Annotated in this window: 27 protein-coding genes; 14 read left to right on the top strand and 13 right to left on the bottom strand. The window is 64.0% G+C overall.

From position 1 onward, the window contains the following. Positions 1-72: 72 nt before the first annotated feature. Together LCF60_RS06635 and LCF60_RS06640 are read right to left on the bottom strand one after the other, a co-directional pair. Positions 73-534, bottom strand: a complete 462-nt coding sequence (locus tag LCF60_RS06635; protein ID WP_292290577.1) for a MarR family transcriptional regulator — start codon at positions 532-534, stop codon at positions 73-75. Continuing rightward, positions 527-1,648, bottom strand: a complete 1,122-nt coding sequence (locus LCF60_RS06640; RefSeq protein ID WP_292290579.1) for a twin-arginine translocation pathway signal protein — start codon at positions 1,646-1,648, stop codon at positions 527-529. The genes LCF60_RS06635 and LCF60_RS06640 overlap by 8 nt, the downstream gene beginning before the upstream one ends. Before the next feature lie 137 nt (positions 1,649-1,785). Between LCF60_RS06640 and LCF60_RS06645 the strand changes: the two genes are divergently transcribed. Beyond that, positions 1,786-2,952 carry an alpha-hydroxy acid oxidase gene (locus LCF60_RS06645; protein WP_292290580.1) on the top strand — a complete coding sequence of 389 codons (1,167 nt, stop codon included), beginning with the start codon at positions 1,786-1,788 and terminating at the stop codon, positions 2,950-2,952. Between the two features lie 440 nt (positions 2,953-3,392). Here the strand turns inward: LCF60_RS06645 and LCF60_RS06650 are convergent, their stop codons facing one another. Continuing rightward, positions 3,393-4,553 (bottom strand): MFS transporter, encoded by a 1,161-nt coding sequence (locus LCF60_RS06650; RefSeq protein ID WP_292290582.1) that lies wholly within the window; start codon positions 4,551-4,553, stop codon positions 3,393-3,395. Positions 4,554-4,724: 171 nt separating this feature from the next. Here LCF60_RS06650 and LCF60_RS06655 point away from each other — a divergent pair, with 171 nt between their 5' ends. Continuing rightward, entirely contained in the window at positions 4,725-5,372 is a 648-nt protein-coding gene (locus LCF60_RS06655) for a 50S ribosomal protein L25/general stress protein Ctc (protein WP_292290583.1), read from the top strand. Positions 5,373-5,568: 196 nt separating this feature from the next. Here LCF60_RS06655 and LCF60_RS06660 read toward each other — a convergent pair whose 3' ends face one another. Together LCF60_RS06660 and LCF60_RS06665 are read right to left on the bottom strand one after the other, a co-directional pair. After that, positions 5,569-5,985 (bottom strand): VOC family protein, encoded by a 417-nt coding sequence (locus LCF60_RS06660; RefSeq protein WP_292290585.1) that lies wholly within the window; start codon positions 5,983-5,985, stop codon positions 5,569-5,571. Positions 5,986-6,046: 61 nt separating this feature from the next. Then, positions 6,047-6,388, bottom strand: a complete 342-nt coding sequence (locus tag LCF60_RS06665) for an antibiotic biosynthesis monooxygenase (RefSeq protein WP_363318398.1) — start codon at positions 6,386-6,388, stop codon at positions 6,047-6,049. Between the two features lie 174 nt (positions 6,389-6,562). On the opposite strand from LCF60_RS06665, the gene chrA reads away from it, so the two are divergent. The 3 genes from chrA (at position 6,563) to LCF60_RS06680 (ending at position 9,110) form a co-directional block, all read left to right on the top strand. After that, on the top strand, positions 6,563-7,816 hold the full coding sequence (chrA, locus tag LCF60_RS06670) for a chromate efflux transporter (RefSeq protein ID WP_292290587.1): 1,254 nt from the start codon (positions 6,563-6,565) through the stop codon (positions 7,814-7,816). 75 nt (positions 7,817-7,891) lie between these two features. Then, on the top strand, positions 7,892-8,599 hold the full coding sequence (pth, locus tag LCF60_RS06675; protein WP_292290588.1) for an aminoacyl-tRNA hydrolase: 708 nt from the start codon (positions 7,892-7,894) through the stop codon (positions 8,597-8,599). A 127-nt stretch (positions 8,600-8,726) separates the two neighbouring features. Further along, the gene (locus LCF60_RS06680; RefSeq protein WP_292290590.1) at positions 8,727-9,110 is read left to right on the top strand and encodes a DUF2237 domain-containing protein; all 384 of its coding nucleotides are present in this window, start codon (positions 8,727-8,729) and stop codon (positions 9,108-9,110) included. 5 nt (positions 9,111-9,115) lie between these two features. Here the strand turns inward: LCF60_RS06680 and LCF60_RS06685 are convergent, their stop codons facing one another. The 8 genes from LCF60_RS06685 to LCF60_RS06720 all read right to left on the bottom strand — a co-directional run bounded on the left by LCF60_RS06685 (position 9,116) and on the right by LCF60_RS06720 (position 14,974). After that, entirely contained in the window at positions 9,116-9,646 is a 531-nt protein-coding gene (locus tag LCF60_RS06685) for a helix-turn-helix transcriptional regulator (protein ID WP_292290591.1), read from the bottom strand. A 30-nt stretch (positions 9,647-9,676) separates the two neighbouring features. After that, on the bottom strand, positions 9,677-10,123 hold the full coding sequence (locus tag LCF60_RS06690; protein WP_292290592.1) for a hypothetical protein: 447 nt from the start codon (positions 10,121-10,123) through the stop codon (positions 9,677-9,679). 64 nt (positions 10,124-10,187) lie between these two features. Beyond that, a complete protein-coding gene (locus LCF60_RS06695) occupies positions 10,188-10,847 on the bottom strand; it encodes a PepSY domain-containing protein (protein ID WP_292290593.1) in 660 nt (219 codons plus the stop codon). 229 nt (positions 10,848-11,076) lie between these two features. After that, positions 11,077-12,297 (bottom strand): tryptophan synthase subunit beta, encoded by a 1,221-nt coding sequence (gene trpB / locus LCF60_RS06700; protein WP_292290594.1) that lies wholly within the window; start codon positions 12,295-12,297, stop codon positions 11,077-11,079. A 153-nt stretch (positions 12,298-12,450) separates the two neighbouring features. Beyond that, the gene (locus tag LCF60_RS06705) at positions 12,451-12,681 is read right to left on the bottom strand and encodes an N-(5'-phosphoribosyl)anthranilate isomerase (RefSeq protein ID WP_292290595.1); all 231 of its coding nucleotides are present in this window, start codon (positions 12,679-12,681) and stop codon (positions 12,451-12,453) included. A 35-nt stretch (positions 12,682-12,716) separates the two neighbouring features. Then, on the bottom strand, positions 12,717-14,045 hold the full coding sequence (locus LCF60_RS06710; RefSeq protein WP_292290596.1) for an MATE family efflux transporter: 1,329 nt from the start codon (positions 14,043-14,045) through the stop codon (positions 12,717-12,719). Further along, positions 14,038-14,544 (bottom strand): PaaI family thioesterase, encoded by a 507-nt coding sequence (locus tag LCF60_RS06715; protein ID WP_292290597.1) that lies wholly within the window; start codon positions 14,542-14,544, stop codon positions 14,038-14,040. Before LCF60_RS06715 ends, LCF60_RS06710 begins: the two co-directional genes overlap by 8 nt. A 1-nt stretch (position 14,545) precedes the next feature. Then, positions 14,546-14,974 (bottom strand): PaaI family thioesterase, encoded by a 429-nt coding sequence (locus LCF60_RS06720; protein WP_292290598.1) that lies wholly within the window; start codon positions 14,972-14,974, stop codon positions 14,546-14,548. 115 nt (positions 14,975-15,089) lie between these two features. On the opposite strand from LCF60_RS06720, the gene LCF60_RS06725 reads away from it, so the two are divergent. The 9 genes from LCF60_RS06725 (at position 15,090) to LCF60_RS06765 (ending at position 24,157) form a co-directional block, all read left to right on the top strand. Beyond that, positions 15,090-15,461: a MerR family DNA-binding transcriptional regulator gene (locus tag LCF60_RS06725; RefSeq protein WP_292290599.1), complete on the top strand. Its 372-nt coding sequence runs from the start codon at positions 15,090-15,092 to the stop codon at positions 15,459-15,461. 258 nt (positions 15,462-15,719) lie between these two features. After that, positions 15,720-16,124 carry a MerR family DNA-binding transcriptional regulator gene (locus tag LCF60_RS06730; protein WP_292290600.1) on the top strand — a complete coding sequence of 135 codons (405 nt, stop codon included), beginning with the start codon at positions 15,720-15,722 and terminating at the stop codon, positions 16,122-16,124. A gap of 26 nt (positions 16,125-16,150) precedes the next feature. Beyond that, entirely contained in the window at positions 16,151-17,932 is a 1,782-nt protein-coding gene (locus tag LCF60_RS06735; RefSeq protein WP_292290602.1) for an acyl-CoA dehydrogenase C-terminal domain-containing protein, read from the top strand. A gap of 39 nt (positions 17,933-17,971) precedes the next feature. After that, a complete protein-coding gene (locus LCF60_RS06740; protein ID WP_292290604.1) occupies positions 17,972-18,184 on the top strand; it encodes a hypothetical protein in 213 nt (70 codons plus the stop codon). A gap of 18 nt (positions 18,185-18,202) precedes the next feature. Then, positions 18,203-19,342 (top strand): acyl-CoA dehydrogenase family protein, encoded by a 1,140-nt coding sequence (locus tag LCF60_RS06745; protein ID WP_292290606.1) that lies wholly within the window; start codon positions 18,203-18,205, stop codon positions 19,340-19,342. 310 nt (positions 19,343-19,652) lie between these two features. Next, positions 19,653-20,291 carry a glutathione S-transferase gene (locus LCF60_RS06750; RefSeq protein ID WP_292290607.1) on the top strand — a complete coding sequence of 213 codons (639 nt, stop codon included), beginning with the start codon at positions 19,653-19,655 and terminating at the stop codon, positions 20,289-20,291. A gap of 13 nt (positions 20,292-20,304) precedes the next feature. Continuing rightward, a complete protein-coding gene (locus LCF60_RS06755) occupies positions 20,305-21,516 on the top strand; it encodes an acetyl-CoA C-acetyltransferase (protein WP_292290608.1) in 1,212 nt (403 codons plus the stop codon). 3 nt (positions 21,517-21,519) lie between these two features. After that, a complete protein-coding gene (locus LCF60_RS06760) occupies positions 21,520-21,936 on the top strand; it encodes a hypothetical protein (protein WP_292290610.1) in 417 nt (138 codons plus the stop codon). 34 nt (positions 21,937-21,970) lie between these two features. After that, positions 21,971-24,157 carry a 3-hydroxyacyl-CoA dehydrogenase NAD-binding domain-containing protein gene (locus LCF60_RS06765; RefSeq protein ID WP_292290611.1) on the top strand — a complete coding sequence of 729 codons (2,187 nt, stop codon included), beginning with the start codon at positions 21,971-21,973 and terminating at the stop codon, positions 24,155-24,157. Positions 24,158-24,174 lie beyond the last annotated feature (17 nt).

Raw genomic sequence — 24,174 nt, forward strand, 5'->3', positions numbered from 1 at the left:
CGCATACACGCGCCGCGACACGAAGCTGCCAAAGCCTTGAGCCCGTGGAACCCTTTTGTCACGCGGCAAACCCTAATCCCGCGCGGCGTCCATCCGTTTGCGCAGGATGGCCAGCTTGTCGATGACAGCGCGCACCTCCTCCGGGTCCAGCGTGTCGGCCATGCCGGCAAGGTCAGGCGCGATCCCGGCAATCGCGGTATCGCGAAATCTGCGGCCCGCGTGGGTCAGCCAGACCTGCTTGCTGCGGGCATCGCCCGGATTGACGCGCATCGTGACAAAGCCGCGTTTCTCCAACCCCGCCAGCGTGTGGGTCATGCTGGTCTTGGGCACCTGAAACGCGCGGGCCAACTGCAAGGGCGTGCGCCCGTCCTGCACCCGGATCAGGTGGTTGATCACCGTGAAATGCGGCAGCACCAGACCGTCGGGCAACCGCGCCTCGAACAGGGCGCGGCTGAGTTGGCCGAGGATGCCGATCTCGTTGAAGAGTTCGAAATAGAGACCCGTCGCTGTGTGTGTGTCTGGTGTGTCAGGCATTCCCGGGTCTTGGCCTCATCCGTGCATCGATCGGCCATCGCGGGGTGCGGGCCGTGGGCGCAGCGTAGCCCAGAAGCCCGAGCATTTGAACTGTCCCGCCGTCGGGTGCGTGGGCGGCATGGATCGCGTCGTAAAGCGCCGTCATCTCGGGGTATTCCTGCAATGCCTGACTGACGGGCCGCACCCCCAGCCCGGCACCCGTGGCCGCAAGGTTGAGCCGCAACCACCGCGCCCCTGTGGCGATCTGGTCGGCGCGGGTATTGGTGGGGCTGGTCTGCACCACCAAAGCAGGAGCTGACGCGATGGCGTCCACCGTGCCCTGGATCGCGCCCTGCGCGGCCATTGTCGTCGGATCAAGCGAGGCCTCGCGGGTCAGAAGACCGGTCCTGTTCAGCAGCTCGAACGTCGCACCGCCCAAGTCGATGCCATCGGGTTGCGCGTTGATCTCGGCCTTGCCGATCCGCAGAAGATCAATGCTTTCCTTCCACGCATCGGGCGTCCCGGCTTCGATCAGCCACGCCTCGGTCGCGAGATCGCGCAGGGCTACGGCATCGGCACCTTGCGCGACCAGATCGACATGCGGCGCGATGCTGTCCAGAGCGGCGGCATCCAGCGCTCGGTCCTGAAACATTTCCTTGTGCGAGCGCCTTTGCAGGACATGGGCGAACAGCGGATCGGGCTGCGCGCCACCGGCGATGAAGCGGCACAGCGCCACCGGACCCGCCTCGCCCGCGGGAAACAGCGTCTGGTCGATGGCGTAACCTTCCTCGGCGGCGGCCAGGCGCATCAGGTCCAGAAAGCAGCCCATCCCGATGGTCAGTTGGCGCGCATAGGGGTCCGTGACGGGCAGATCCCGCGCCGGGTCGCGCCAGATCGCAACGGTGTCGTCCCCGATCAGTTCAGCCTCCCACGGCTGGCGATTGTGCGGGTTCGGTGCCAGCAGCGCATGGGACAGGGCACGCAGGCGGGGATCGGGGTACTGGCCCGCCATGTCCCACGGGGCAAGCGCGGCATGGGGCGTGCGGGTGGCGGCGAAAAGGCCAAGACCGGCGGCGGCAGCAAGCACCGTTCCACCCCCGATCAGGCCAAGTGTCTTGCGACGGGAAAGAGTCATGCGAATCTCCTTTGGTTCGATATCGCAATACTTAGTTCGATTTCGAACCATTAATCAATCATTAACAAAATGCCGCGTTGCGTGGTTTCGCCGTCATTGGTAAACAAATCTAACCAATACTTCCGAAAGGCCGTGCCATGCCCATGATTACCGAAATCGAAGACCTCCGCCGCATCTACAAGCGCCGGGTGCCCAAGATGTTCTTCGACTACACGGAATCGGGCAGTTGGACGGAACAGACCTTCCGCGAGAATTCGTCGGATTTCGACAAGATCTACCTGCGCCAGCGCGTTGCCATTGACATGGACGGGCGCAAGACCGCGACCAAGATGATCGGTCAGGAGGTGTCGATGCCGGTGGCACTTGCGCCCGTGGGCCTTACGGGCATGCAGCATTTCGATGGCGAGATCAAAGCGGCACGGGCGGCGGAAAAGTTCGGCGTGCCCTACAGCCTGTCGACCATGTCGATCTGTTCGATCGAGGACGTGGCGGCCAATACGTCGAAACCGTTCTGGATGCAGGTCTACACGCTCAAGGACGACGATTTCATGCAGCGCCTGTTCGACCGGGCGAAAGACGCCAAATGTTCGGCGGCGATCATCACGGTCGATCTGCAATTGCTGGGCCAGCGGCACAAGGACGTCAAGAACGGCCTTTCCGCCCCACCCAAGCTCACACCGGCCTCTGTCGCCAACATGATGACCAAGGTGCAGTGGGGCATGGGCATGCTGTCGACCAAACGGCGGTTCTTCGGCAATATCGTGGGTCATGCGAAAGGCGTGAAGGATCCGTCCTCGCTGGGCAGCTGGACCGCGCAGGCGTTCGACCAGTCGCTCAACTGGGACCGGATCCGGCAGTTCCGCAAGATGTGGGACGGCCCCTTGATCATCAAGGGCATCCTCGACCCGCGCGATGCGCTGGAGGCGCTGAATGTCGGGGCGGACGCCATCATCGTGTCGAACCATGGCGGTCGGCAGCTTGATGGGGCGCTGTCGTCGATCCGGGCGCTGGAGCCGATCCTGGATGCCGTGGGCGACAAGATCGAGGTGCATCTCGACAGCGGCATCCGGTCGGGTCAGGACGTGCTCAAGGCGATGGCGATGGGGGCCAAGGGCACCTATATCGGGCGCGCCTATGTCTACGGGCTGGGGGCCAAGGGCCAACAGGGTGTCACCGACGCGCTCAACGTGATCCACAAGGAACTGGACGCGTCGATGGGGCTGTGCGGGCGGACCGACATCAACTCCGTCGACCGCGATATCCTGATGGTCCCCAAGGGATTTTCGGGGGATTGGGCCGAGTAGACACGGCGCAGCCCCGGTCGGGCCGTTGCCCGCCGGTTGCCGGTCTTGCCGGCCGGGCCTGTGCCCGGCATGGGATGTCTCGAAAGGAAGCGGCGCCGCTCTTTGGGCCTGACCCGTCTCTCGCATTCCGGGGTGGTGTCCCCCGTGACCTGGGCCCTTTCGGGCCTCGCAAAACCGGTTTCTCAGGGTCCGCCCTTGCGGGCATCCGAAAGACGGTCAGTCTGGTGTCGCGGCATGGGAGTGACCCTTCCCGCTCGATGCGCATCGTGGGAAAGGGTATGGCGCCAGCAAGGTTAAGGATCTGGAAACCGGGCGTTCGGTGGGGCGGCTTTTCGAAAAGCCGCAGACAGAGCCTTGCAAGGCTCTGATCCGCATTTTCGAAAATGCGGGCCACCCCGTTTCGAAACGGGGTTTCAAGCCTGTTCGAACAGGCTTGCCCCTCATCCCGCGCGCAGGGCCGCACCCCGCCTCAGCACCGGCAGCAGCCCCAGCGGGACGACGAACAAGAGCACTCCGATCACCAGGAATGACGTCGCCAGCCCGAATCCTTCGGACAGGAATCCCATGAGCGGCGGGCCGATGAAGAACCCCGCATAACCCACCACCGAGATCCGCGAGATCGCGTGGCTGCGGTACTGGTTCGGCACCATCCGACCGATCCAGGCATAGGCCATCGGCGCCACCACCGACACGCCGAGGCCAAGCACCGAGAAGCCGAGATAGGCGATCCAGAGGGTCGGTGCCGCGGCGGCGATCGAGGCCCCGATGCCTGCCGTGACCGACGCCCAGCGGATCACCACGCGCTCGGACACCCGGTTGGCGACGACCTGCCCGGTCAACCGCCCGACCGCCATCGTGATCCCCAGAAGCGCCGGACCCAGCGCCCCCTGCGCCGCCCCCGCCCCCAGGTTGCGCTCAAGATGCAGGGCCGACCAGCCTTCGGTCGCCTGTTCCGACATGAAGGCGATCAGGATGATGGCCCCGCCCGGCAGCAGCAGCGTCCAGGGCAGCGGCGCGACCGTGGCACCCTCGGGTTCGTGCGCGGGATCGGCCACGGGCGCAGCCCTGGCCTGCAGCGCCAGAAGCGCGATCAGGACGCCCGATCCCGTCAGGATCATGTCTGGACCAAGGCCCGCCTCGCGCGCCAGCCCCGTGGCAAGCGCGCAGGCGGCATAGGCCACCGAGAAGACCGCGTGATTGAGGTTCATCAGGCTGCGCCGCACCTGCGCCTCGAGCGCGCTCACGCGGGCGTTCATCGACACGTCGAGCGTGCCGGAGGCCATCGTCACGCAGAGCATCGCCAGTGTGAAACTGACACCGCCATAGGTGTGCCCCGGCAGGAACGTGGCCCCCGCCAGCAGCACCGTCAGGACCGCCAGCGCCCTTGGACCCAGCCCGCGCTCGGCCAGCGGCGCCAGCCACATCGCCAGCACCGCGCCGACCGAGGTGATCAGGAGCGCCACGCCGAACTGTCCGTCCGACAGGCCGATCTGCGGCTTGAGCACCGGCACGAGGGCCGCGAAACTGCCCCAGAAGACACCCACGGCGGCAAAGCCGGCCGCCGGGCCGCGGCTGATGTAAAGGTCACGCAAGAGGCTCATATCGCTGCCAGTGCCACGGGGCGGGGGACCGGTCCAGCCCACAAAGCAACCGAAAGCGGCAAAAACTGCGATCTTGTGTCTTGTCTTGGCGCCCGAACCGGTCTATCGCGCGGGCTTCACGCGGGGTGACAGCCTTGGAGGCACCCTGCCCTTACATATTGGAGACACATCATGGCTGGAGAGATTCCTGATCTCGAAGCTCTGGAACGGACGGGGACAGGCAAGGGCGCCGCTCGTCAGGCACGCCGCGACGGCATGGTTCCGGGCATTGTATTCGGTGGCGACAACGACCCGCTGCCGATCAACCTTCCCTTCAACGTCCTGCTGGCGCGCCTGAAGAAAGGCCGTTTCAAGTCGACCCTGTTCAACCTCAAGGTTGACGGTCACGAAGACGTCCGCGTGATCTGCCGCGACGTGCAGCGCGACGTGGTGAAGGACCTGCCGACCCATGTCGACCTGATGCGCCTGCGCCGGACGTCGAAGATCAACCTCTTCATCCCGGTCGAGTTCATCAACCACGAAGCGGCCCCCGGTCTCAAGAAGGGTGGCGTGATGAACGCCGTGCGCCCGGAAGTCGAACTGGTCGTGACCGCCGGTGACATCCCCGAGAAGCTGACCGTGGACCTGACCGGTCTCGAAATCGGCGACACGGTGACGATCTCTGCGATCACCCTGCCCGAAGGCACCAAGCCGACGATCGACCGCGATTTCGTGATCGCGAACATCTCGGCCCCGTCCGGCCTGCGCGCCGCGGAAGATGCCGAAGCCGAGGAAGCCGACGCGGACGAGGTTCCCGCAACCGAACAGTCCGACGACTGATCCCGCCGGGCCTCATGGTTCGAACGGCCTCGCCCCATGGGCGGGGCCGTTTTCGTTCAGGGGGGATGTGCAGGCGGAGACTGTGCGCTCTGACTGCGTCGGGGTCCGCGCGGGGGCCGGATCAGGGTCTGAGTCCGAGGCCGGTTGACGGCTTTCGCAACCATGGCGAAGGCTTCCTGGCGCTCCCGCAGAAGCCTTATCCGTCTCGTCCGGGTTCGGTTGGATCGTTTGAGAAGATCGCGATTTTGTTGCCCTGCGGATCGCGCAGGTAGCCGACATAGAAACGCGCCCCGTAGGACGCGCGGAAACCGGGCTGACCCGCGTCCGAACCGCCTGCGGCAAGCGCGGCAGAGTGAAGGTCGCGCACCTGCTGCTGAGTGCGCGCCTCGAATGCGATCATCGCACCGTTGCCGGCCGAGGCCGGGCCTCCGTCAAAGGGGGTCTTGACGTAGAAATCGGGCAAAGCGGCCGGCTGACCGGGTTGCAGGGGCAGCGCATAGCTGAGGCCCTCGGGCCCTTCCTCAAGCGCATACCCAAGGGCTGGCAGGACCGCCGAGTAAAACTGCCGCGCGCGCGTGATGTCATCGGCCCCGACGGTAACATAGGCAATCATGCAACCTGTCCCTTCCTTGCACGTCCGGCCAATTCCCGGCCGGTGCCGTGGATCATCCGGGTCATGCGACCCCGGATATTTCGTAGGCGCGTTGAAGCCCCGCCGTCGCTGTTCCCCAGGACGACGCGCGCGTTCGATGCCTGTGAAACTCGAACGCCTCTTTGTCGAGGAAGCACTCCTCTACCTGCCAAATCAAAGGGTCATCCGTCTGGAAGACATCGAAGGACAGACACCCGGGTTCCGCCCGCGTGAGGCGGATGTGCTCTGAAAGATGCTCTTGCACGAGTTCGGCGTCGCGCTCCGACCCGCAAATCAGGCGTCCCGTCAACCGCACCTGACCAGCACTGGCATCCGTTTTGGCACCCATGTCACGACTCCTTTTCGTTCGGGCCGAGCCTAGCATGGGCTCGGAGCGACAACAAAGTTCCGCTGGCCCGATGCTTCAAGAGATGACGTCCCGACAAAAAGACCACCCCCCGACTTCGGATATCAGCGCGACGCGACATCCTGCGCGGGATCTGTCAATGAGGGTCAGATTGTCATGTTCCTGAAACGCAGATCAGAGACACCGCCCCTCATGTCGCCCACGATTGCCCAGATCTTCGTCGTCTTCCTGAAAATCGGGCTGCTGTCCTTCGGTGGACCGGCGGCACAGATCGCGCTGATGCACCGGATGCTGGTGGACGAGCGCGACTGGCTGACGGAAAAGCAATTCCTGAACGCGCTCAGCTTTTGCATGTTGCTGCCGGGGCCGGAGGCGATGCAGCTGGCCACCTATGCGGGCTGGCGGTTGCAGGGCGTGTTGGGCGGGCTGATCGCGGGGCTGCTCTTCGTGCTGCCGGGGGCGGCGGTGATCTTTGCGCTGGCGCTGCTCTACGTGACCTATGGCGACCTGCCGCTGGTCGATACGCTGTTTCTGGGCGTACAGGCGGTGGCGGTGGTGATCGTGGTCGAGGCTTTGCTCAAGCTGTCCAGACGCGCGTTGCACGGGCGGGCGCATTGGGTGCTGGCGGGGCTGGCCTTTGTCGGGATCTTCTTTTTCGCGGTGCCGTTCCCGGTGATCGTTCTGGCGGCAGGCGTTTATGGCGCGCTGATGGCTGGGTCAGACGCGGCCCCGGCCCTGCCCGTCACGGTTTCGGCCGGGCGCAGTCTGGGCACGATCGGGATCGGTCTGGCGATCTGGGGCCTGCCCGTGCTGGCGGTGGACGCGGCGTTCAACGGCACGATCCTGACCGAGATCGCGCTCTTCTTTTCCAAGCTGGCCGTCGTGACATTCGGCGGCGCCTACGCGGTGCTGGCCTACATGGCGCAGGACGTGGTGGTGCAGTATGGCTGGCTGACCCCGACCGAGATGATGGACGGGTTGGGATTGGCCGAAACCACCCCCGGCCCGCTGATCCTTGTCACCCAGTTCGTAGGCACCTTGGCGGCCTTCCGGGAGGGTGGCTACGGGCTGGCCGTGGCAGGCGGTCTGATGACGCTCTGGGTGACCTTCGTGCCCTGCTTCCTGTGGATCTTTGTCGGCGCGCCCTACATCGACTGGATTTCCGCGCAGCCGCGCCTGAACGGTGCCTTGCGCGCAATCACGGCGGCGGTGGTGGGCGTGATCCTGAACCTGTCGCTGTGGTTCGCGCTGCATGTGGTATTCGGCACGGTCGCGGAAACGCAGGTCGGAGTGCTGCGGCTCTGGCTGCCGGATGCGGCCACGTTGAACTGGCACGCGATGGCTCTGATCGCGCTGTCGGCGGGCCTGCTCCTGCGGCTGCATCTGGCGATTGGCTGGGCCCTGGGCCTTTCGGCAGCGGCGGCATTGGTCTTGGCGCAGTTTTGACCATCGGCTTTTGCCCTTGGCCCGAGTTTCGCCTAGAGAGGGGCAACCGCTTTGCAGGATGGAGCACGGGCAGCGATGAAACTCTTTGTGGGTCTGGGGAATCCGGGCGCGAAATACGCGAGGAACCGGCACAATATCGGCTTCATGGCGATGGACCGGATCGCATCGGATCATGGCTTTGCGCCGTGGAAATCAAAGTTTCAGGGCGAGGCGACCGAAGGGCGGCTGGGCAATGACAAGGTTCTGCTCCTGAAGCCCGGAACGTTCATGAACCGCTCGGGCCAGTCGGTGCAGGCGGCAATGCAGTTCTACAAGCTGGAGCCCTCGGACGTGGTGGTCTTCCACGACGAGTTGGACCTCGCCCCGGGCAAATGCCGGGTCAAGCAGGGCGGCGGCCATGCGGGCCACAACGGCTTGCGCTCGATCCACGGCCATATCGGCGAGGCGTACGGCCGCGTGCGGCTGGGCATCGGGCATCCCGGTCACAAGGATGCTGTGGCGGGATACGTGCTGCACGATTTTCCCAAGGCGGACGAAGAGTGGCTGGATGACCTGCTGCGCGGGATCGCCGATGGCGCGCCGCAACTGGCGGATGGGGATTCCGGCAAGTTCATGAACGCCGTGGCGCTGCGCGTGGCGCCCGCCCGGTCGTCGAAAACGCCGGCGACGCAAGCGAAGGCGGAAGCTCCGAAGCCCGAGCCGAAGCCAGAGCCGAAACCCGAAGCAGCGCCAGAACCCGACACCCGCAACCCCTTTCAAAGGCTGGTGGACCGGTTCCGGTGACATCGACCCTCGGGCGCAAAGCGTCCTCGGGCCTGGGATGCCCACAGTTTTTCACGGGCGCTGGGTGGCATGGGCGGACGATCCCGCCTAGGTTCAGATGAAACCACCGCATGACAGGAGGCCCCCGATGGAACCGGACGACGCAATCAACGTGATGGGTGGCCCGCTTGGGTCGTGTTCGACAGAGCCGCTGACCGGGTTCTTCAGGGATGGCCATTGCAACACCTGCGCTGCCGACACGGGAAGCCACACGGTGTGCGCGGTGATGACGGCGGAATTCCTGGCCTATTCGAAATACGTCGGCAACGACCTGAGCACCCCTGTTCCGCAGTTCCGCTTTCCGGGGCTCAAGCCCGGCGATCACTGGTGCCTGTGCGCGTCACGGTTCCTGCAAGCCCATGACGAGGGCTGCGCGCCCATGGTCAACCTTGCCGCGACGCACAGACGGGCGCTCGACATCGTGCCGATGCGGGTTCTGGAACAGTACGATATCGACTCGTCCGACGTCTGACCGGCTCATGACGCCTTGTCCATCTGCGGTCCCGGATCGGATCCGGACAGCGCGATGGGGTCGCCCATCAGTTCGTCGATGAACAGGCTGAGCAATTGCGGGCGGCCCGACACCCCCGCCTTGCGATAGATCGCGTTGGTCTGCGCCTTTACGGTGCCTTCGGAGGTGCTGCGCAGCCCGGCGATGTCGGCCGTGCTCAGCCCCTTGATCGAAAACAGCGCCACGTCCTTTTCGGCGGGGGTCAGTTCCCATTCGGCAAAGCGTTCCTGCAACACGTCCATGAAGGCGCCCGACGCCAGACGCAGGCTTGCCTCGGCGGCGCGCTGCCGCTTGAGCGAGCGGACCATGAGCGTCGCACTGACGACCATGCCAAGGATCAGGCCGATCACCGCTCCGATCTGGGCCAGTTCGTAATAGACCCAGGCGATCGGAGAGGACGCGATGCCCAGCATGCTGCCAAGGATGTCCCACAAGAGGAACAGGCCGCTGGCCAATTGCAGCGCGCCAAGGGGGATCAGGACGATCCAGATCCTCACAGGCCAACCGGTGCCCGGAGGGACGTATGATCAATCGTCGTCATCGTCATCTCCGCCGCCACCGCCGCCATCGTCATCATCGCCGCCGTCATCATCGTCGTCGCCGTCGTCATCATCGTCGTCGCCGTCGTCATCGTCGTCATCGCGGTCGTCATCGTCATCATCGCGGTCGTCGTCCCGGTCATCGCGATCATCATTATCATCGTCGCGATCATCGCCGTCGCCGCCGCGATCCGAGCGGTCGACATAGTCCCGCAGGATCGCCCCGGTCGCGGGATTGAGAATGATCTCGCGCCGGCCGCGCGGGCCTGTCGCCACGATGCGCGTCCGGCCCAGCAGCGTGCGGCCAAGCGTGATGCGCCGATAGCCCTGCCGCCTGAGTTGATCGATCACCTGATCCTGGGCTGTCTGCGCGAGCACATCGACCGGAAAGGCGACCCCGGCCAGGAGGCCCGCAACAAGCTGTCTTCGTTTCATTCTCGAACTCCAGGAGGCTCCCGTCAGCGGGACGGAAGCCTCTGTTCTTCAGCTATCAGACGTTTCAATCGTCGTCATCATCGTCGTCGTCGTCATCGCTGTCGCCGTCGTCATCGCTGTCGCTGTCATCATCATCGTCATCGCTGTCATCATCGTCGTCGTCATCGTCGTCCCGACCGCGATCGTCGTCCCGCGCATCATCCCGGTCGCCGTTGCGGTCATCGTCGTCGCGATCCTCGTCCCGGTCATCATCCCGGTCGTCGTTGCGGCCATCGTCGTCGCGATCGTCATCGCGATCATCATCGTCGTCGCGATCATCGTCATCATCGCCGCGGCCGCGTGCGTCATCATCCCGACCACGATCATCCCGGCCACGGCCACGGACGTCATCGTCATCGTCATCGTCACCCAGGTCAGAGCGCGCGATCTCGACGAAGTCGCGGGCCCGATTGCGGATCTCGACACCTGGGCGGGTGTCGTCATCACCACGGACGCGTTCGACCTCCTGCTTGAGAATATCGCCGGTGGCACGGTCGTAGACCACTTCGAGCTTTTGCGTGCCGCGAATGGCCTCGACCTTGATCTGGCCAAGGCCATTGTCGATTTCGATACGTTCGAAGCCCTGCCCTTTCAGGTCGTCGACGATCTGATCGGTTGCAGATTGCGCGAAAGCCATGCTGCAAGTGAGCGTGGCGAATACGGCGGTCATCAATGTCTTTTTCACGTTTCGGTCCTTTCATGTCCCTTGGGCCTGCCATGCGGCAGACACCGGGAACACTGACCACCTGGATGTTCGCAGGATATTGGCCGGCGGTTTAGGGCGGGGTTCATAAACCACTGTCCCATGCGCCTAAACCGCAGTTTATGCGGACCCTTGGGAAGGTGGCGGACAAAGAAAAACCCCTCGCGCCAGGAGCACGAGGGGTCTGAAGGTCAGGTTGAGGTGGCTGCGGTCAGCCCATGTCGAATCCCAAGTGTTTGGCGACGGTAAAGATGTCCTTGTCGCCGCGTCCGCACATGTTCATGCAGATGATGTGATCCTTGGGCAGGTCGGGCGCGATCTTCATCACATGGGCCAATGCGTGGCTGGGCTCCAGCGCCGGGATGATGCCTTCCATCTCGCAACACAGCTGGAACGCCTCCAGCGCCTCGGCGTCGGTGATCGACACGTATTGCGCGCGGCCAATGTCGTGCAGCCAGGCGTGTTCCGGCCCGATGCCCGGATAATCGAGCCCTGCCGAAATGCTGAACCCTTCGAGGATCTGGCCGTCATCGTCCTGCAAGAGATAGGTGCGGTTGCCATGCAGCACACCCGGCCGCCCCCCGGTCAGGGACGCGCAATGCTCCATCTTGGCATTCACACCCTTGCCGCCCGCTTCGACGCCGATGATGCTGACCTCCTTGTCGTCAAGGAAGGGATAGAACAGGCCCATCGCGTTCGACCCGCCCCCGATGGCGGCAATCAGCGTGTCGGGCAGACGGCCCTCGGCCTCGTGCATCTGATCGCGGACCTCCTTGCCGATGATCGACTGGAAATCGCGGACCATCGCCGGATAGGGGTGCGGGCCGGCCACGGTGCCGATGCAGTAGAACGTGTCGCGCACATTGGTCACCCAGTCGCGCAGCGCGTCGTTCATCGCGTCCTTGAGCGTGCCGCGACCGGATGTGACCGGGATCACTTCGGCGCCGAGCAGTTTCATCCGGAAGACGTTGGGCTGCTGGCGCTCGACGTCATGCGCACCCATGTAGACGACGCATTTCAGGCCGAACTTGGCGCAGACGGTGGCGGTGGCCACGCCGTGCTGACCGGCGCCCGTCTCGGCGATGATGCGGGTCTTGCCCATGCGGCGGGCCAGGATGATCTGGCCCAGCACGTTGTTGATCTTGTGCGCGCCGGTGTGGTTGAGTTCGTCGCGCTTCATGTAGACCTTCGCGCCGCCGAGCCGCTCGGTCAGGCGTTCGGCGTGATAGAGCGGCGACGGGCGGCCCACGTAATGCTTCCAGAGGAAGTCCATCTCGGACCAGAAACTCTCGTCGGTCTTGGCGCGCTCGTACTGCTCTTCGAGTTCGAGAATGAGCGGCATCAGGGTTTCGGAGACAAAGCGTCCGCCGAAGATGCCGAACCGGCCCTTTTCGTCGGGACCGGTCATGAAGCTGTTGAATAGATCGTTCATCGCGCGCGCCTCTCTTGTCGAACAGGACACAGGTAGCGATGTGCTGCGCGATGGGCAAGGGCAAGCGCCTTCGAAGGCGCTTGGGACCGCGTTTCGAAACGCGGTTTTCAAGCCAATTCGAATTGGCTTGGGCAAGCGATTTCGAAATCGCTTCTACCGGACGCGCCGGATCGGCTGATCGTTGCAGAACACCACGTAATGTCGTCCGTTGCGCACCGCCTGGAATCCACGTTCCTCGACGGCGGCGACAAAGGCGTCGCGGCCCACGAGCCGTTCGACATCGCGGATCTGCCGCTTGACCACGCCGCCCTTCTGCGCCTCTGCCGAGGACAGCATCTGGGTCAGCCAGATTTCGGGGGTCAGGTGATCGGGGAGTCGTGTCATGCGCCCGGTTTTGGCAAATCAAGGTAAATGCCGGGTTAACGCGCCACCGCCCGTTCCAGCGCCGGATAGCGCGCCGCCAGCGTCAGGCCCCGCGCCACGAAGGAAATCAGAAGCGCCATCCAGAGCCCGTGATTGCCAAAGCTCGGCACCAGCATGAATGCAGCACCCGCGTAGATCAGCGCCGAGACGAACATCATGTTGCGCATGTCGGCCGTGCGGGTGGCACCGATGAAGATTCCGTCGAACATGAAGGAGGCCAGCGCCAGCACCGGCGCTGCGGCCATCCAGGGCAGGTAGGCGCGCGCCGCCTGCTGCACCTCGGCGTTCTTGGCCATCAGGTCGACGACCTGCGCGCCGAAGACCCAGAATCCCAGCGCCAGCAGGACCGAGGCCCCGAGGCCCCAGAGGCTCGCCAGGACACTGGCGCGGCGCAGCAGCGGCACTGCGCGGGCGCCGACCGCCTGCCCGACGATCGCCTCCGCGGAAAAGGAGAAGCCGTCGAGCGCATAGGCCGTGATGTAGAGGAACTGCAACAACACCTGGTTGGCCGCCAGCGTCACATCCCCGAAATCCGCACCCAGGAACATGAAGGACAGGAACACCGCCTCGAGCAGCAGCGACCGGATCAGGATGTCGGAATTGACCCGTGCCATGCGCACCAGCTTGGACCGCTCGAACACCCGCGCCCAGTCGCGCCAGTCGGGCACCCGAAAGGCGGCGCGGCAGAGGTATAGACCCATCGCCAGACCGCTCCATTCGGCGAGGAAGGTGGCAAAGGCCACGCCGTTCACGCCCCAGCCCAAGCCCAGCACGAACAGCACGCTCAGCACCACGTTCACGCCGTTCATCCAGAGCTGGAGCACCAGCACGGCGCGCGTGCGTTCCTGCGCGATGAGCCAGCCGATGATGCCGAAGATCGCGATCGCCGCCGGCGCCGACCAGATGCGGATCTGCATATAGCTGCGCGCGAGGCCTTCGACCTCGTCGCTGGCGGGCGCGATATGAAAGGCCGCCCATAGCAGCGGGGCTTGCAGCAGGATGAGAATGGCCCCGGCGCCGAAGCCGATCATCAGGACACGGGTCAGCAGGGCCGCCACCTCGGTGCGGTTGCCCTGCCCCTTCGCCTGCGCGGTCAGACCGGTCGTGCCCATGCGCAAAAAGCCGAATACCCAGTAGATCGCCGACAGGATGATCGCGCCGAGGCCCACCGCGCCGATCGGGGCGGCTTCGCCCATCTGGCCGACTACGCCGGTGTCCACCGCGCCCAGGATGGGGATCGTGACGTTCGACAGCACGATGGGCAGCGCGATCCCGAGAACGCGGCCATTCGTGACGTCGCGTGGCGCAAGCGCCGTGTCAGTCATCGCGCGGCATCAGGAAATGCGCCGTCGCCTGAGCAAAGGGTCGGTCGCGATTGTCCTGCCACGCGATCGCCTGCACCGATGCATAGCGCCGCCCGGCGCGGGTGATCGTGGCCCGCGCATAGGCGTCGCGCGGCAGGCCCGAGCGCAGGTAATCGACGGTGAAGTCAATCGTCTTGGGCAAGCGCGGCAGGTCTCCGGCGGCCAGCGCCTCGACATCGAGGGCGCCGCTTTCGAAATCTTCCCAGATATAGGCCCAGCTGAGCGAGATCACGGCGGTCACCTCGAGAAAGGCCGCCGTCACGCCGCCATGGATCGCCGGCAGCATCGGGTTGCCGATCAGCTTGTCGTCGAAGGACAGGAGCCCGGTCAGTTCGTCGCCGCGCCGGTCAAAGCTGATGCCCATGAAGGTGATGTAGGGCACACCGCTGACCAGGGCGTTGAGCGCGGCGTCGCGGCGCTGCTTGACGACCTGGACGGGTTCGGGAGCCTTGCGTTCCATGTCAGCTCCCCTCCACGGTGAAGGCGCCGGTGGCGGTGGCCACCGGGCGGTCGGTGTCGTCGTCGCAGGCGGTGGCGCGGACAAAGGCCACCGAGCGCGTGATGTGATAGACCTCGGCCCGCGCGGTGATCGTCTGGCCGGGGGTGGCTGCGCGCATGTAGTCGATGCGCAGGTCGATCGTCGCGGTGCCCGCGGGCGCGTCCGGGTGGCTCATCACCGCCGCGCCGCCGCAGGTGTCCATCAGCGCCGACACCGCGCCGCCATGGATCACCCCGGTCTTGGGATCGCCGATGAAGCGTTCGTCATAGGGCATGCTGATCTCGGCCATGCCATCGGCAATTTCCATGATCTGCATGCCAAGCGCCCTGGCATGCGGGATCAGTTCGATGAATTGTCGGGCGATTGTCACTTTGTCGGCGGTCATCGGCATTTCCTGTCAGTCGCCCCTGTCTACGACGCCAGACCGGCGAGGACCAGAGAGCGCAGGAGGGCGGTTGCTCAATCCTTGGGCGGCTCCTATCATCGGTCGCAAGAGAGGGAATGGAATGACGGAGAAAAAGCTCAGCTTCAAGGAGATGTGCGCGAAGTTCGACGTGACGCCGCGCACGCTGCGCTATTACGAGTATATCGAACTGCTCCAGCCCGAGCGGGATGGCCGGTCACGCTGGTATGGTCCGAAGGAAGTGGCGCGCATGACGTTGATCCTGCGCGGACGCAAGTTCGGGTTTCAGCTTGAAGATATCCGTCAATGGCTTCTGATCTACGAAAACGAAGGCACCGAGGCGCAGATGCGCGCCTGGATCGAACTGGCCGACCGACAGCTGGCAGAGCTTGACGAGCAGCGCAAGCAGCTTGACGAGGCAATCGACGAATTGCAGTCCTTGCGCGACGAGACCGTGGCGACCCTGGGCGACTGACGGCACTTTTCCGCTGGCGCCGAATCGCGCTCTGATTGTGCCGGCTGGGTGTTTCCGCCCGTTTGCCCATCTCGTCCGCGCAGCTTTCCCGAAGCGCACCGAAAGATTGTTTCCGCGCGGACAGGGTGACGTTGCCTGATCTTACGTCAACCTGGAAGTGACGCCGCGTCCGAGTTACGTCAACGTCATTTCCCATTGTAAGAAGACATCGGCCTTCGCATTTCGGTGCCACAAGAGCATCGGACAAGGATGATGACTATGACCGACGACCGCATCATGACGATCAGGGAAATGTGCGACGCGTTCGACGTGACGCCGCGCACATTGCGGTTCTACGAAGCCAAGGAACTGCTGTTCCCCATCCGCGAAGGACAAAAGCGCCTGTTCACCAAGCGCGACCGCGCGCGGCTAAAGCTGATCCTGCGCGGCAAGCGCTTCGGCTTCAGCCTCGAGGAAATTCGCCAGTTGCTGGATCTCTATCACATGGGTGACCAGCAGCACACTCAGCTGGCCCGGACCTATGAAATTGCCCAGCAGCGCCTGGCCGACATGGAATCGCAACGCGACGAGCTTAACCAGGCCATCGACGAACTCAAGGAACAGATGCGTTGGGGCGAGAAGATGCTTGCCTCGATGGAACAGAACAAACGCGCGGCCGGCTGAGCCGCGCCGCAGTCAGGGAGACCGCAATGCCAAGCTATCACGCACCTCTGAAAGACATGCAGTTCATTCTGCACGACGTTCTGAACGCCTCGGAACAGGACATTCCCGGTTATGACGAACTTGACCGCGATTTCACGGGCGCGGTGATCGAGGAAGCGGGCAAGCTGGCCTCCGAAGTGCTGATGCCGCTGAACGCGGTGGGCGACACCGAAGGCTGCGTGCTGGAAAACGGCGTCGTGCGCACGCCCACCGGCTTCAAGGAGGCGTTCGACCAGATGCGCGACGGCGGCTGGACCGCGCTGGACTGCGATCCGGACTATGGCGGTCAGGGTCTTCCCTACCTCATGCACACGGCCGCACAGGAACCCTTCGTGTCGGCCAACATGGCGTTCAACATGTACCAGGGCCTGACCCATGGCGCCTATACCGCGATCTACATGCACGGGTCGGACGATCAGAAGCAGACCTACCTGCCCAAGATGACGACCTGCGAATGGACCGGCACCATGAACCTGACCGAGCCGCATTGCGGCACCGATCTGGGCCTGATGCGCACCAAGGCGGTGCCGCAGGACGATGGCAGCTACAAGCTGACCGGTCAGAAGATCTTCATCTCGGCCGGCGATCACGACATGGCCGAGAACATCATTCACCTCGTTCTGGCGAAAATCCCCGGCGGGCCGGATGGCATCAAGGGCGTGTCGCTCTTCATCGTGCCCAAGTTCATCGTGAAGGAAGACGGATCGCTGGGCGACCGCAACGGCGTGTCCGTCGGCAAGATCGAAGAGAAGATGGGCATCCACGGCAACTCGACCTGCGTCATGAACTATGACGACGCGACGGGTTATCTCGTGGGCGAGATGCACAAGGGCATGCGCCCGATGTTCACCATGATGAACGAAGCGCGCCTGGGTGTCGGCCTTCAGGGCTACGCGCAGGCCGAAGTCGCCTATCAGAACGCCGTGGCCTATGCCAATGACCGGCTTCAGGGCCGTGACGTGACCGGGGCCAAGGCGCCCGAGAAATCGGCAGACCCGATCATCGTGCACCCCGACATCCGCCGCAACCTGATGGATCAGAAAAGCTTTGTCGAAGGGGCGCGCGCCTTCACCTATTGGGGCGCCTACCTGATCGACCGGGCGCACAAGAATTCGGACGCCGACGCCGATGGCCTGATCTCCCTGCTGACCCCGATCATCAAGGGCTTCCAGACCGACAAGGGCTTCGAGATGGCGGTCAACGCCCAGCAGGTCTATGGCGGGCATGGGTATATCGAGGAATGGGGCATGTCCCAGTTCGCCCGCGATGCCCGGATCGCCATGATCTACGAAGGTGCAAACGGCATTCAGGCACTCGATCTGGTGGGCCGGAAACTGGCGCAGGACGGCGGCAAGCATGTCATGGCGTTCTTCGACATGATCAAGACATTCGCGTCCGAAACCAAAGGCCAGGACGAGGCGTTTGACCGTGATTTCCTCGACCCGCTCAAGGCGGCGTCCAAGGATTTGCAGGCGGCGGCGATGTATTTCATGTCCGAGGGCATGAAGAACCCGAACAACGCTTTGGCCGGGTCGTATGACTTCATGCACATGTTCGGCCATGTCTGCCTTGGCTACATGTGGGCACGGATGGGGCTTGCGGCGTCGAAGGCTTTGGCAGACGGTGCCTCGGACGTGGCGTTCTTCGAGACAAAGCTGGCCACCGGGCGATATTACATGGCGCGACAGCTTCCGGCGACCAGGATGCACCTGGCGCGCATCGAAACCGGAGCCGAGCCCGTGATGGCGCTGGAGGCCGCCAATTTCTGAGCAAGCGGTGCGTGCAAGCACGCACCCTACGGAGGACAGATGCCGAAACGCTTTCGCCTGACCCGCCGCTTTCCGGTCGCGATGACCGAGGATGGCTATCGACGTCTCAAACGGTTCGCCGGTGAGGCGGGTCTGGACGAGGGCGAGGCGCTGTCCTTCCTGTTCGAGAATTTCGACAGCGTCACGGATGACGAGGCGCTGGGGCATCGGCTGCGGCTGTTCAACGCCGAGCTCGAGGCGCGCAAACGATAAGCGGGATTGGGGGGAGCCATGCGATCAAACTGGATGACCGACGAGCACCAGATGCTTGCCGAGATGACCGCGAAGTTCATCGAAACCGAGTGGCAGCCGCTTTACGACAAATGGCGGAAACAGGGCCAGATGGACCGCGAGACATGGGCACAGGCCGGTGAACTGGGCCTGCTCTGCCCGTCGGTGCCCGAGGAATATGGCGGCGCGGGTGGTGATTTCGGCCACGAGGCGGTGATCCTGATGGAAGCAGGCCGCGCCAACCTGGCAAGCTGGGGGCACGGCATCCATTCCGGCATCGTCGCCCATTACGTGCTATCCTACGGCACGGAAGAGCAGAAGACACGCTGGCTGCCGAAGATGGTGACGGGTGAACTGGTCGGCGCCTTGGCGATGACCGAACCGTCGGGCGGATCGGATGTGCAGGGGATCAAGACGCGCGCGGTGAAAGATGGCAACGCCTACCGGCTGTCGGGGCAAAAGACGTTCATCACCAATGGCCAGCACGCCAACCTGATCCTCGTGGCAGCCAAGACCGATCCGTCGCTGGGATCAAAAGGCACGTCTTTGGTCGTCGTGGAAACCGACGGGGCCGAGGGATTCCAGCGCGGACGCAACCTTGAAAAGATCGGCTGCCATGCGGCGGACACGTCCGAGCTGTTCTTCGACAACGTCGAGATCGCACCGGAAAACCTGCTGGGCGGCGAAGAAGGTCAGGGCTTCTATCAGATGATGAAGCAATTGCCGCAGGAACGGCTCATCATCGGTTGCGGCGCCGTGGGTGCGATGGAGGGCGCTGTTGCCCGCACCATCGCCTATTGCAAGGAACGCGAGGCGTTCGGCGGGCCGCTGACACAGTTCCAGAACACCCGGTTCAAGCTGGCGGAATGCCAGACCAAGACCACCGTGGCGCGCGCGTTTCTGGACAATTGCATGGAAGAGCATCTGCGCGGAGACCTGTCGGTCGAGAAAGCCGCGATGGCGAAATACTGGCTGTCGGACACGCAGGGCGAAGTGCTGGACGAATGTGTGCAGCTGCATGGCGGCTATGGCTACATGCAGGAATACGCCGTCGCCGAGATGTGGGCCGATGCGCGCGTGCAGCGGATTTACGGCGGCACCAACGAGATCATGAAAGAGCTGATCGCGAGGGCGCTCTGATGCTGTCAGCCATTGCGCAAACAACAGGTTCGGGATGCCTCCGGCGGGAGTTTATCCGGCAAGATGAAGGAGCGCGGCAAGCTCCACCCCGCCGGTCGGCCTCTTTACCACGCGGCGTCAGGCACTGTCGGCGGGGCTTCACCTTGCACATGGCTCAGCTCTCCAGCCTGCCATGCCGTTTCACCCTGGAGCCATTAACCTTAACGGGCGGTAAAGAAGAGACCGTTTCCCGCTTCATCTTGCAAGATAAACTCCCGCCGGAGGCATCCCGGCCTGCGCGGCAGGCGCTGTCAGTCGAGGACCTCACATAATGACCATCGAACTCTATTGCTTCGGCGAGAGCGGCAATGCCTACAAGGCGGCGCTGGCTTTGGAACTGAGCGGGCTCGAGTGGGCGCCGGTGAAGGTGGATTTCTTCGGCGGCGAGACCCGTACGCCGGACTACCGCACCAACATCAACCCGATGGGCGAAGCGCCGGTGATGGTGGATGGCGATGTGAGGCTGACGCAGTCGGGCGTGATCCAGATGTATGTGACGGAAAAATCCGGCAAGTTCGGTGGGGCCTCGGCGGTAGAGGCGCGCGAGGTGATGCGCTGGGTGTTCTGGGACAACCACAAGCTCAGCAGCCAGGCCGGAATGACGCGGTTCCTGATGAATTTCCTGCCCGAGGACAAGCGCCCGGCGGAGGTGATCGGCTTCATGCAGGGGCGGCTGAATGCGGCTTATGCCGTGCTCGACGCGCATCTTGCGGGCCGCGACTGGATTGTTGGTAACGGGGTGACCAACGCCGACATCTCGTGCTGCGGCTACCTTTTCTATCCCGAGCCGTTCGGTTTCGACCGGGCGGACTGGCCCAATATCGACCGCTGGCTCACGGGCATCGAAGCCCTGCCACGCTGGAAACACCCATACGACCTGATGCCCGGCTCCCCTGCGGACCGGGCCTGAAACGGAGAGCAGAATGACGGAAGCCTATATCTACGACGCCGTGCGCACGCCGCGGGGCAAGGGCCGCAAGGACGGCAGCCTGCACGAAGTGACATCCGTGCGTCTGAGCGCGCAGGTGCTGGACGCGGTGAAGGAGCGCAGCGGCCTGGACGGCCATGCCGTCGAGGACGTGATCTGGGGGAACGTGACGCAGGTCGGCGAACAGGGCGGGTGCCTTGCGCGGACCGCCGTGCTGGCCTCGGGGCTGGATCAGTCGATCCCCGGTCTTGCGATCAACCGGTTCTGTGCGTCTGGCATGGAAGCGGTGAACCTTGCCGCCAACCAAGTGCGCGGCGGTGCGGGTGAGGCCTATATCGCCGGTGGCGTGGAAATGATGGGCCGGGTTGCCATGGGCAGCGACGGGGCGGCGATCGCGGTTGATCCGAGCATCGCGATGGAGAGCTATTTCGTCCCGCAGGGCATTTCGGCCGACATCATCGCCACCGAATACGGATTCTCCCGCGACGATGCCGACAGCCTTGCGGTGGAAAGCCAGCGCCGCGCCAAGGCGGCGTGGGATGACAAGCGCTTTGCAAAGTCGATCCTCACCGTGCGCGACCAGAACGGTCTGCCGATCCTGGACCATGACGAATACATGCGCCCCGGCACCGACATGCAGAGCCTTGGCGCGCTCAACCCGTCGTTCCAGCAGATGGGCGAGGTCATGCCGGGCTTCGACGCGGTGGCGCTGATGAAATACCCGCACCTGGAGCGGATCAACCATATCCACCACGCGGGCAATTCGTCGGGCATCGTGGACGGGGCCGCCGGTGTGCTCATCGGCAACAAGGCGTTCGGCGAGAAATGGGGTCTGAAGCCCCGCGCGCGGATCAAGGCCACCGCCAAGATCGGCACCGATCCGACGATCATGCTGACGGGGCCGGTGCCGGTGACGGAAAAGATCCTTGCCGACAGCGGCATGAGCATCAGCGACATCGACCTTTTCGAAGTCAACGAGGCGTTTGCCTCGGTCGTGCTGCGCTTCATGCAGGCGTTCGACGTCGATGCCGGCAAGGTCAATGTCAATGGCGGCGGCATCGCGATGGGCCATCCGTTGGGCGCGACCGGTGCGATCATCATCGGCATCCTGCTGGACGAGCTCGAGCGGACCGGCAAGGGAACGGGCCTTGCCACGCTGTGCATCGCCTCGGGCATGGGGGCCGCGACGATCATCGAGCGGGTCTGATCCATGCCGGCGGTCAACTTTCAGGCCTGGCTGGACCGTGTCGGGGATTCCTTCTTCGACGCGGATTTCGCCACCTACCGGGATGCCGTGCTTCTGCCGCTGACCGTCGCGACGCGGGACGAGACGCATATCGTGTCCGACGAGGCCCAGCTGCAGCAAGGGTTCACCGCCTGGATCGACATGATGGAGGGGGCTGGCATCGACACCATGATCCGGACCTCCCGGGATGTGGAGCAGCTTGGTCCGGAACTGATCGTGGGCCGATACGAGACCGAGCTCCTGCGGGGCGGCAAGCGCATGGTGGAGCCGTTCGCGTCTTCCATGCAGCTGCGGCTCGGGGGCGACGGGACATGGCGCTGTTTCAGCGTGGCAAGCGGGTTCGGGGCGGCGTCGGGCTGGCCCATGGACCGACCGAAATGATTTTCTGGGCCAAGCGCCCTGTGGGAGACAGAGAATGACCGATTTCACGATGAGCACAGACGCCGAGGGCGTTGCGACGATCACTTGGGACGTTCCCGAGAAATCCATGAACGTGCTGAGCTTCGAGGGCTTGCAGACGCTCGATGACCTGGTGCAGTCCGCGCTGGGGGACGAGGCCGTCAAGGGCATCGTCATCACCAGCGCCAAGCCCGATTTCGCGGCCGGGATGGACCTCAACGTGCTGGCGACGCTGCGCGAGGCCGGGGCCGAGGCGGTGTTCGAAGGCATCATGAAGATGCATGGCGTGCTGCGCCGGATCGAGCTGGCGGGCATGGATGCCAAGACCCAGAAGGGCGGCAAGCCGGTCGCGGCGGTACTGCCGGGCACCGCGCTTGGCATCGGGCTGGAGATTCCGCTGTCCTGTCACCGCGTCTTTGCCGCCGACAATCCCAAGGCCAAGATCGGCCTGCCGGAAATCATGGTCGGCATCTTCCCCGGTGCGGGCGGCACGACCCGTGTGGCGCGCAAGATGGGGGCAATGGCGGCCTCGCCGTTCCTGTTGGAAGGCAAGCTGTCGGATCCGACAAAAGCCAAGGCGGCGGGCCTGATCGACGAGGTCAGCGAAGACCCGATGGCGGCGGCGCGAGACTGGGTGTTGAACGCAAAGGATGCCGATCTGGTCAAGCCGTGGGACGCCAAGGGCTACAAGATGCCGGGCGGCGCGCCCTACCATCCGGCGGGCTTCATGACATTCGTCGGGGCATCGGCGATGGTCAACGGCAAGACCAAGGGTGTCTATCCGGCGGCCAAGGCGCTGCTGTCGGCGGTCTATGAAGGTGCTCTGGTGCCGTTCGACACCGCGCTCAAGATCGAGGCGCGGTGGTTCACGTCGATCATCATGAACCCCTCTTCGGGGGCGATGATCCGGTCGCTGTTCGTCAATAAGGGTGCGCTTGAAAAGGGTGCCGTGCGGCCCGAAGGCGTGAACGATCAGCGCGTCAAGAAGGTCGGCATCCTGGGTGCCGGCATGATGGGCGCGGGCATCGCGCTTGTGTCGGCGCAGGCGGGGATCGAGGTGGTGCTGCTCGACCGCGAACAGGCGGCGGCGGACAAGGGCAAGGCCTATTCCGCCGATTACACGGCCAAAGGCGTGTCACGCAAGAAGATCACTCAGGACAAGGCCGACGCGATGCTGGCGCGGATCACGGCCACAACGGATTACAACGATCTGGCGGGCTGTGACCTGATCGTCGAAGCGGTGTTCGAGGATCCCAAGATCAAGGCCGAGGTCACCGCCGAGGTGGAGAAGGTCATCGGCGAAGACTGCATCTTTGCCACCAACACCTCGACCTTGCCGATCAGCGATCTGGCGAAGGCGTCCAGGCGGCCCGAGCAATATATCGGCATTCACTTCTTCTCGCCGGTCGAGAAGATGATGCTGGTCGAGATCATCAAGGGCAAGCAAACGGGTGATCGCGCCGTGGCCAAGGCGCTCGACTTTGTGCGTCAGATCAAGAAGACGCCGATCGTGGTGAATGACGCGCGGTTCTTCTATGCCAACCGCTGCATCATTCCCTACATCAACGAAGGTATCCGGATGGTGAAGGAAGGCGTGTCCCCTGCCCTCATCGAAAACGCCGCCAAGATGGTGGGCATGCCGCTGGGTCCGTTGCAGCTTGTCGATGAAACGTCGATTGATCTGGGGGCCAAGATCGCCCGTGCCACCAAGGCGGCGATGGGGGATGCCTATCCCGATGGCGAGGTGGACGAGGTGATCTTCTGGATGGAAGAGCAAGACCGGCTGGGCCGCAAGACCAAGGCGGGGTTCTACGACTATGACGACAAGGGCAAGCGTCAGGGTCTGTCCGATGTGGTCAAGGCGCAGTATCCCGAAGCCGAGGACCAGCCCGATCTGATCGACGTGCAGCATCGTCTGCTTTTTGCGCAGTCGCTCGAAGCGGTGCGGGCGCTGGAAGACGGTGTTCTCATGGACATCCGCGAAGGCGATGTCGGCGCGATCCTTGGCTGGGGCTTTGCACCGTGGTCCGGGGGCCCGCTGTCCTGGCTCGACATGCTGGGTTCGGAATATGCGGCGGTCCGCTGTGATGAGCTGGTCGAAGCGTTCGGCGACCGTTTCGCCTGCCCCGACCTGCTGCGCGAGATGGCCGCGAAAGGTCAGAGCTTCTACGGACGCTTCGCGCCGGAGAAGTCGGTGGCCTGAGACCGCCCGCAACAGAC

The sequence above is a fragment of the Marivita sp. genome, from assembly GCF_020055635.1.
GTDB lineage: Bacteria > Pseudomonadota > Alphaproteobacteria > Rhodobacterales > Rhodobacteraceae > Marivita.

Bases quoted from the DNA above. Each gene is read 5' to 3' on its own strand.
- pth (WP_292290588.1), top strand. From the start codon at position 7,892: ATGAAACTCTTTGTGGGTCTGGGGAATCCGGGCGCGAAATACGCGAGG.
- trpB (WP_292290594.1), bottom strand. From the start codon at position 12,297: ATGAACGATCTATTCAACAGCTTCATGACCGGTCCCGACGAAAAGGGC.
- chrA (WP_292290587.1), top strand. From the start codon at position 6,563: ATGTCGCCCACGATTGCCCAGATCTTCGTCGTCTTCCTGAAAATCGGG.
- LCF60_RS06645 (WP_292290580.1), top strand. From the start codon at position 1,786: ATGCCCATGATTACCGAAATCGAAGACCTCCGCCGCATCTACAAGCGC.
- LCF60_RS06705 (WP_292290595.1), bottom strand. From the start codon at position 12,681: ATGACACGACTCCCCGATCACCTGACCCCCGAAATCTGGCTGACCCAG.
- LCF60_RS06740 (WP_292290604.1), top strand. From the start codon at position 17,972: ATGCCGAAACGCTTTCGCCTGACCCGCCGCTTTCCGGTCGCGATGACC.
- LCF60_RS06725 (WP_292290599.1), top strand. From the start codon at position 15,090: ATGACGGAGAAAAAGCTCAGCTTCAAGGAGATGTGCGCGAAGTTCGAC.
- LCF60_RS06655 (WP_292290583.1), top strand. From the start codon at position 4,725: ATGGCTGGAGAGATTCCTGATCTCGAAGCTCTGGAACGGACGGGGACA.
- LCF60_RS06650 (WP_292290582.1), bottom strand. From the start codon at position 4,553: ATGAGCCTCTTGCGTGACCTTTACATCAGCCGCGGCCCGGCGGCCGGC.
- LCF60_RS06750 (WP_292290607.1), top strand. From the start codon at position 19,653: ATGACCATCGAACTCTATTGCTTCGGCGAGAGCGGCAATGCCTACAAG.
- LCF60_RS06635 (WP_292290577.1), bottom strand. From the start codon at position 534: ATGCCTGACACACCAGACACACACACAGCGACGGGTCTCTATTTCGAA.
- LCF60_RS06755 (WP_292290608.1), top strand. From the start codon at position 20,305: ATGACGGAAGCCTATATCTACGACGCCGTGCGCACGCCGCGGGGCAAG.
- LCF60_RS06765 (WP_292290611.1), top strand. From the start codon at position 21,971: ATGACCGATTTCACGATGAGCACAGACGCCGAGGGCGTTGCGACGATC.
- LCF60_RS06760 (WP_292290610.1), top strand. From the start codon at position 21,520: ATGCCGGCGGTCAACTTTCAGGCCTGGCTGGACCGTGTCGGGGATTCC.
- LCF60_RS06665 (WP_363318398.1), bottom strand. From the start codon at position 6,388: ATGCTAGGCTCGGCCCGAACGAAAAGGAGTCGTGACATGGGTGCCAAA.
- LCF60_RS06680 (WP_292290590.1), top strand. From the start codon at position 8,727: ATGGAACCGGACGACGCAATCAACGTGATGGGTGGCCCGCTTGGGTCG.
- LCF60_RS06640 (WP_292290579.1), bottom strand. From the start codon at position 1,648: ATGACTCTTTCCCGTCGCAAGACACTTGGCCTGATCGGGGGTGGAACG.
- LCF60_RS06730 (WP_292290600.1), top strand. From the start codon at position 15,720: ATGACCGACGACCGCATCATGACGATCAGGGAAATGTGCGACGCGTTC.
- LCF60_RS06710 (WP_292290596.1), bottom strand. From the start codon at position 14,045: ATGACTGACACGGCGCTTGCGCCACGCGACGTCACGAATGGCCGCGTT.
- LCF60_RS06720 (WP_292290598.1), bottom strand. From the start codon at position 14,974: ATGCCGATGACCGCCGACAAAGTGACAATCGCCCGACAATTCATCGAA.
- LCF60_RS06660 (WP_292290585.1), bottom strand. From the start codon at position 5,985: ATGATTGCCTATGTTACCGTCGGGGCCGATGACATCACGCGCGCGCGG.
- LCF60_RS06745 (WP_292290606.1), top strand. From the start codon at position 18,203: ATGCGATCAAACTGGATGACCGACGAGCACCAGATGCTTGCCGAGATG.
- LCF60_RS06690 (WP_292290592.1), bottom strand. From the start codon at position 10,123: ATGAAACGAAGACAGCTTGTTGCGGGCCTCCTGGCCGGGGTCGCCTTT.
- LCF60_RS06735 (WP_292290602.1), top strand. From the start codon at position 16,151: ATGCCAAGCTATCACGCACCTCTGAAAGACATGCAGTTCATTCTGCAC.
- LCF60_RS06715 (WP_292290597.1), bottom strand. From the start codon at position 14,544: ATGGAACGCAAGGCTCCCGAACCCGTCCAGGTCGTCAAGCAGCGCCGC.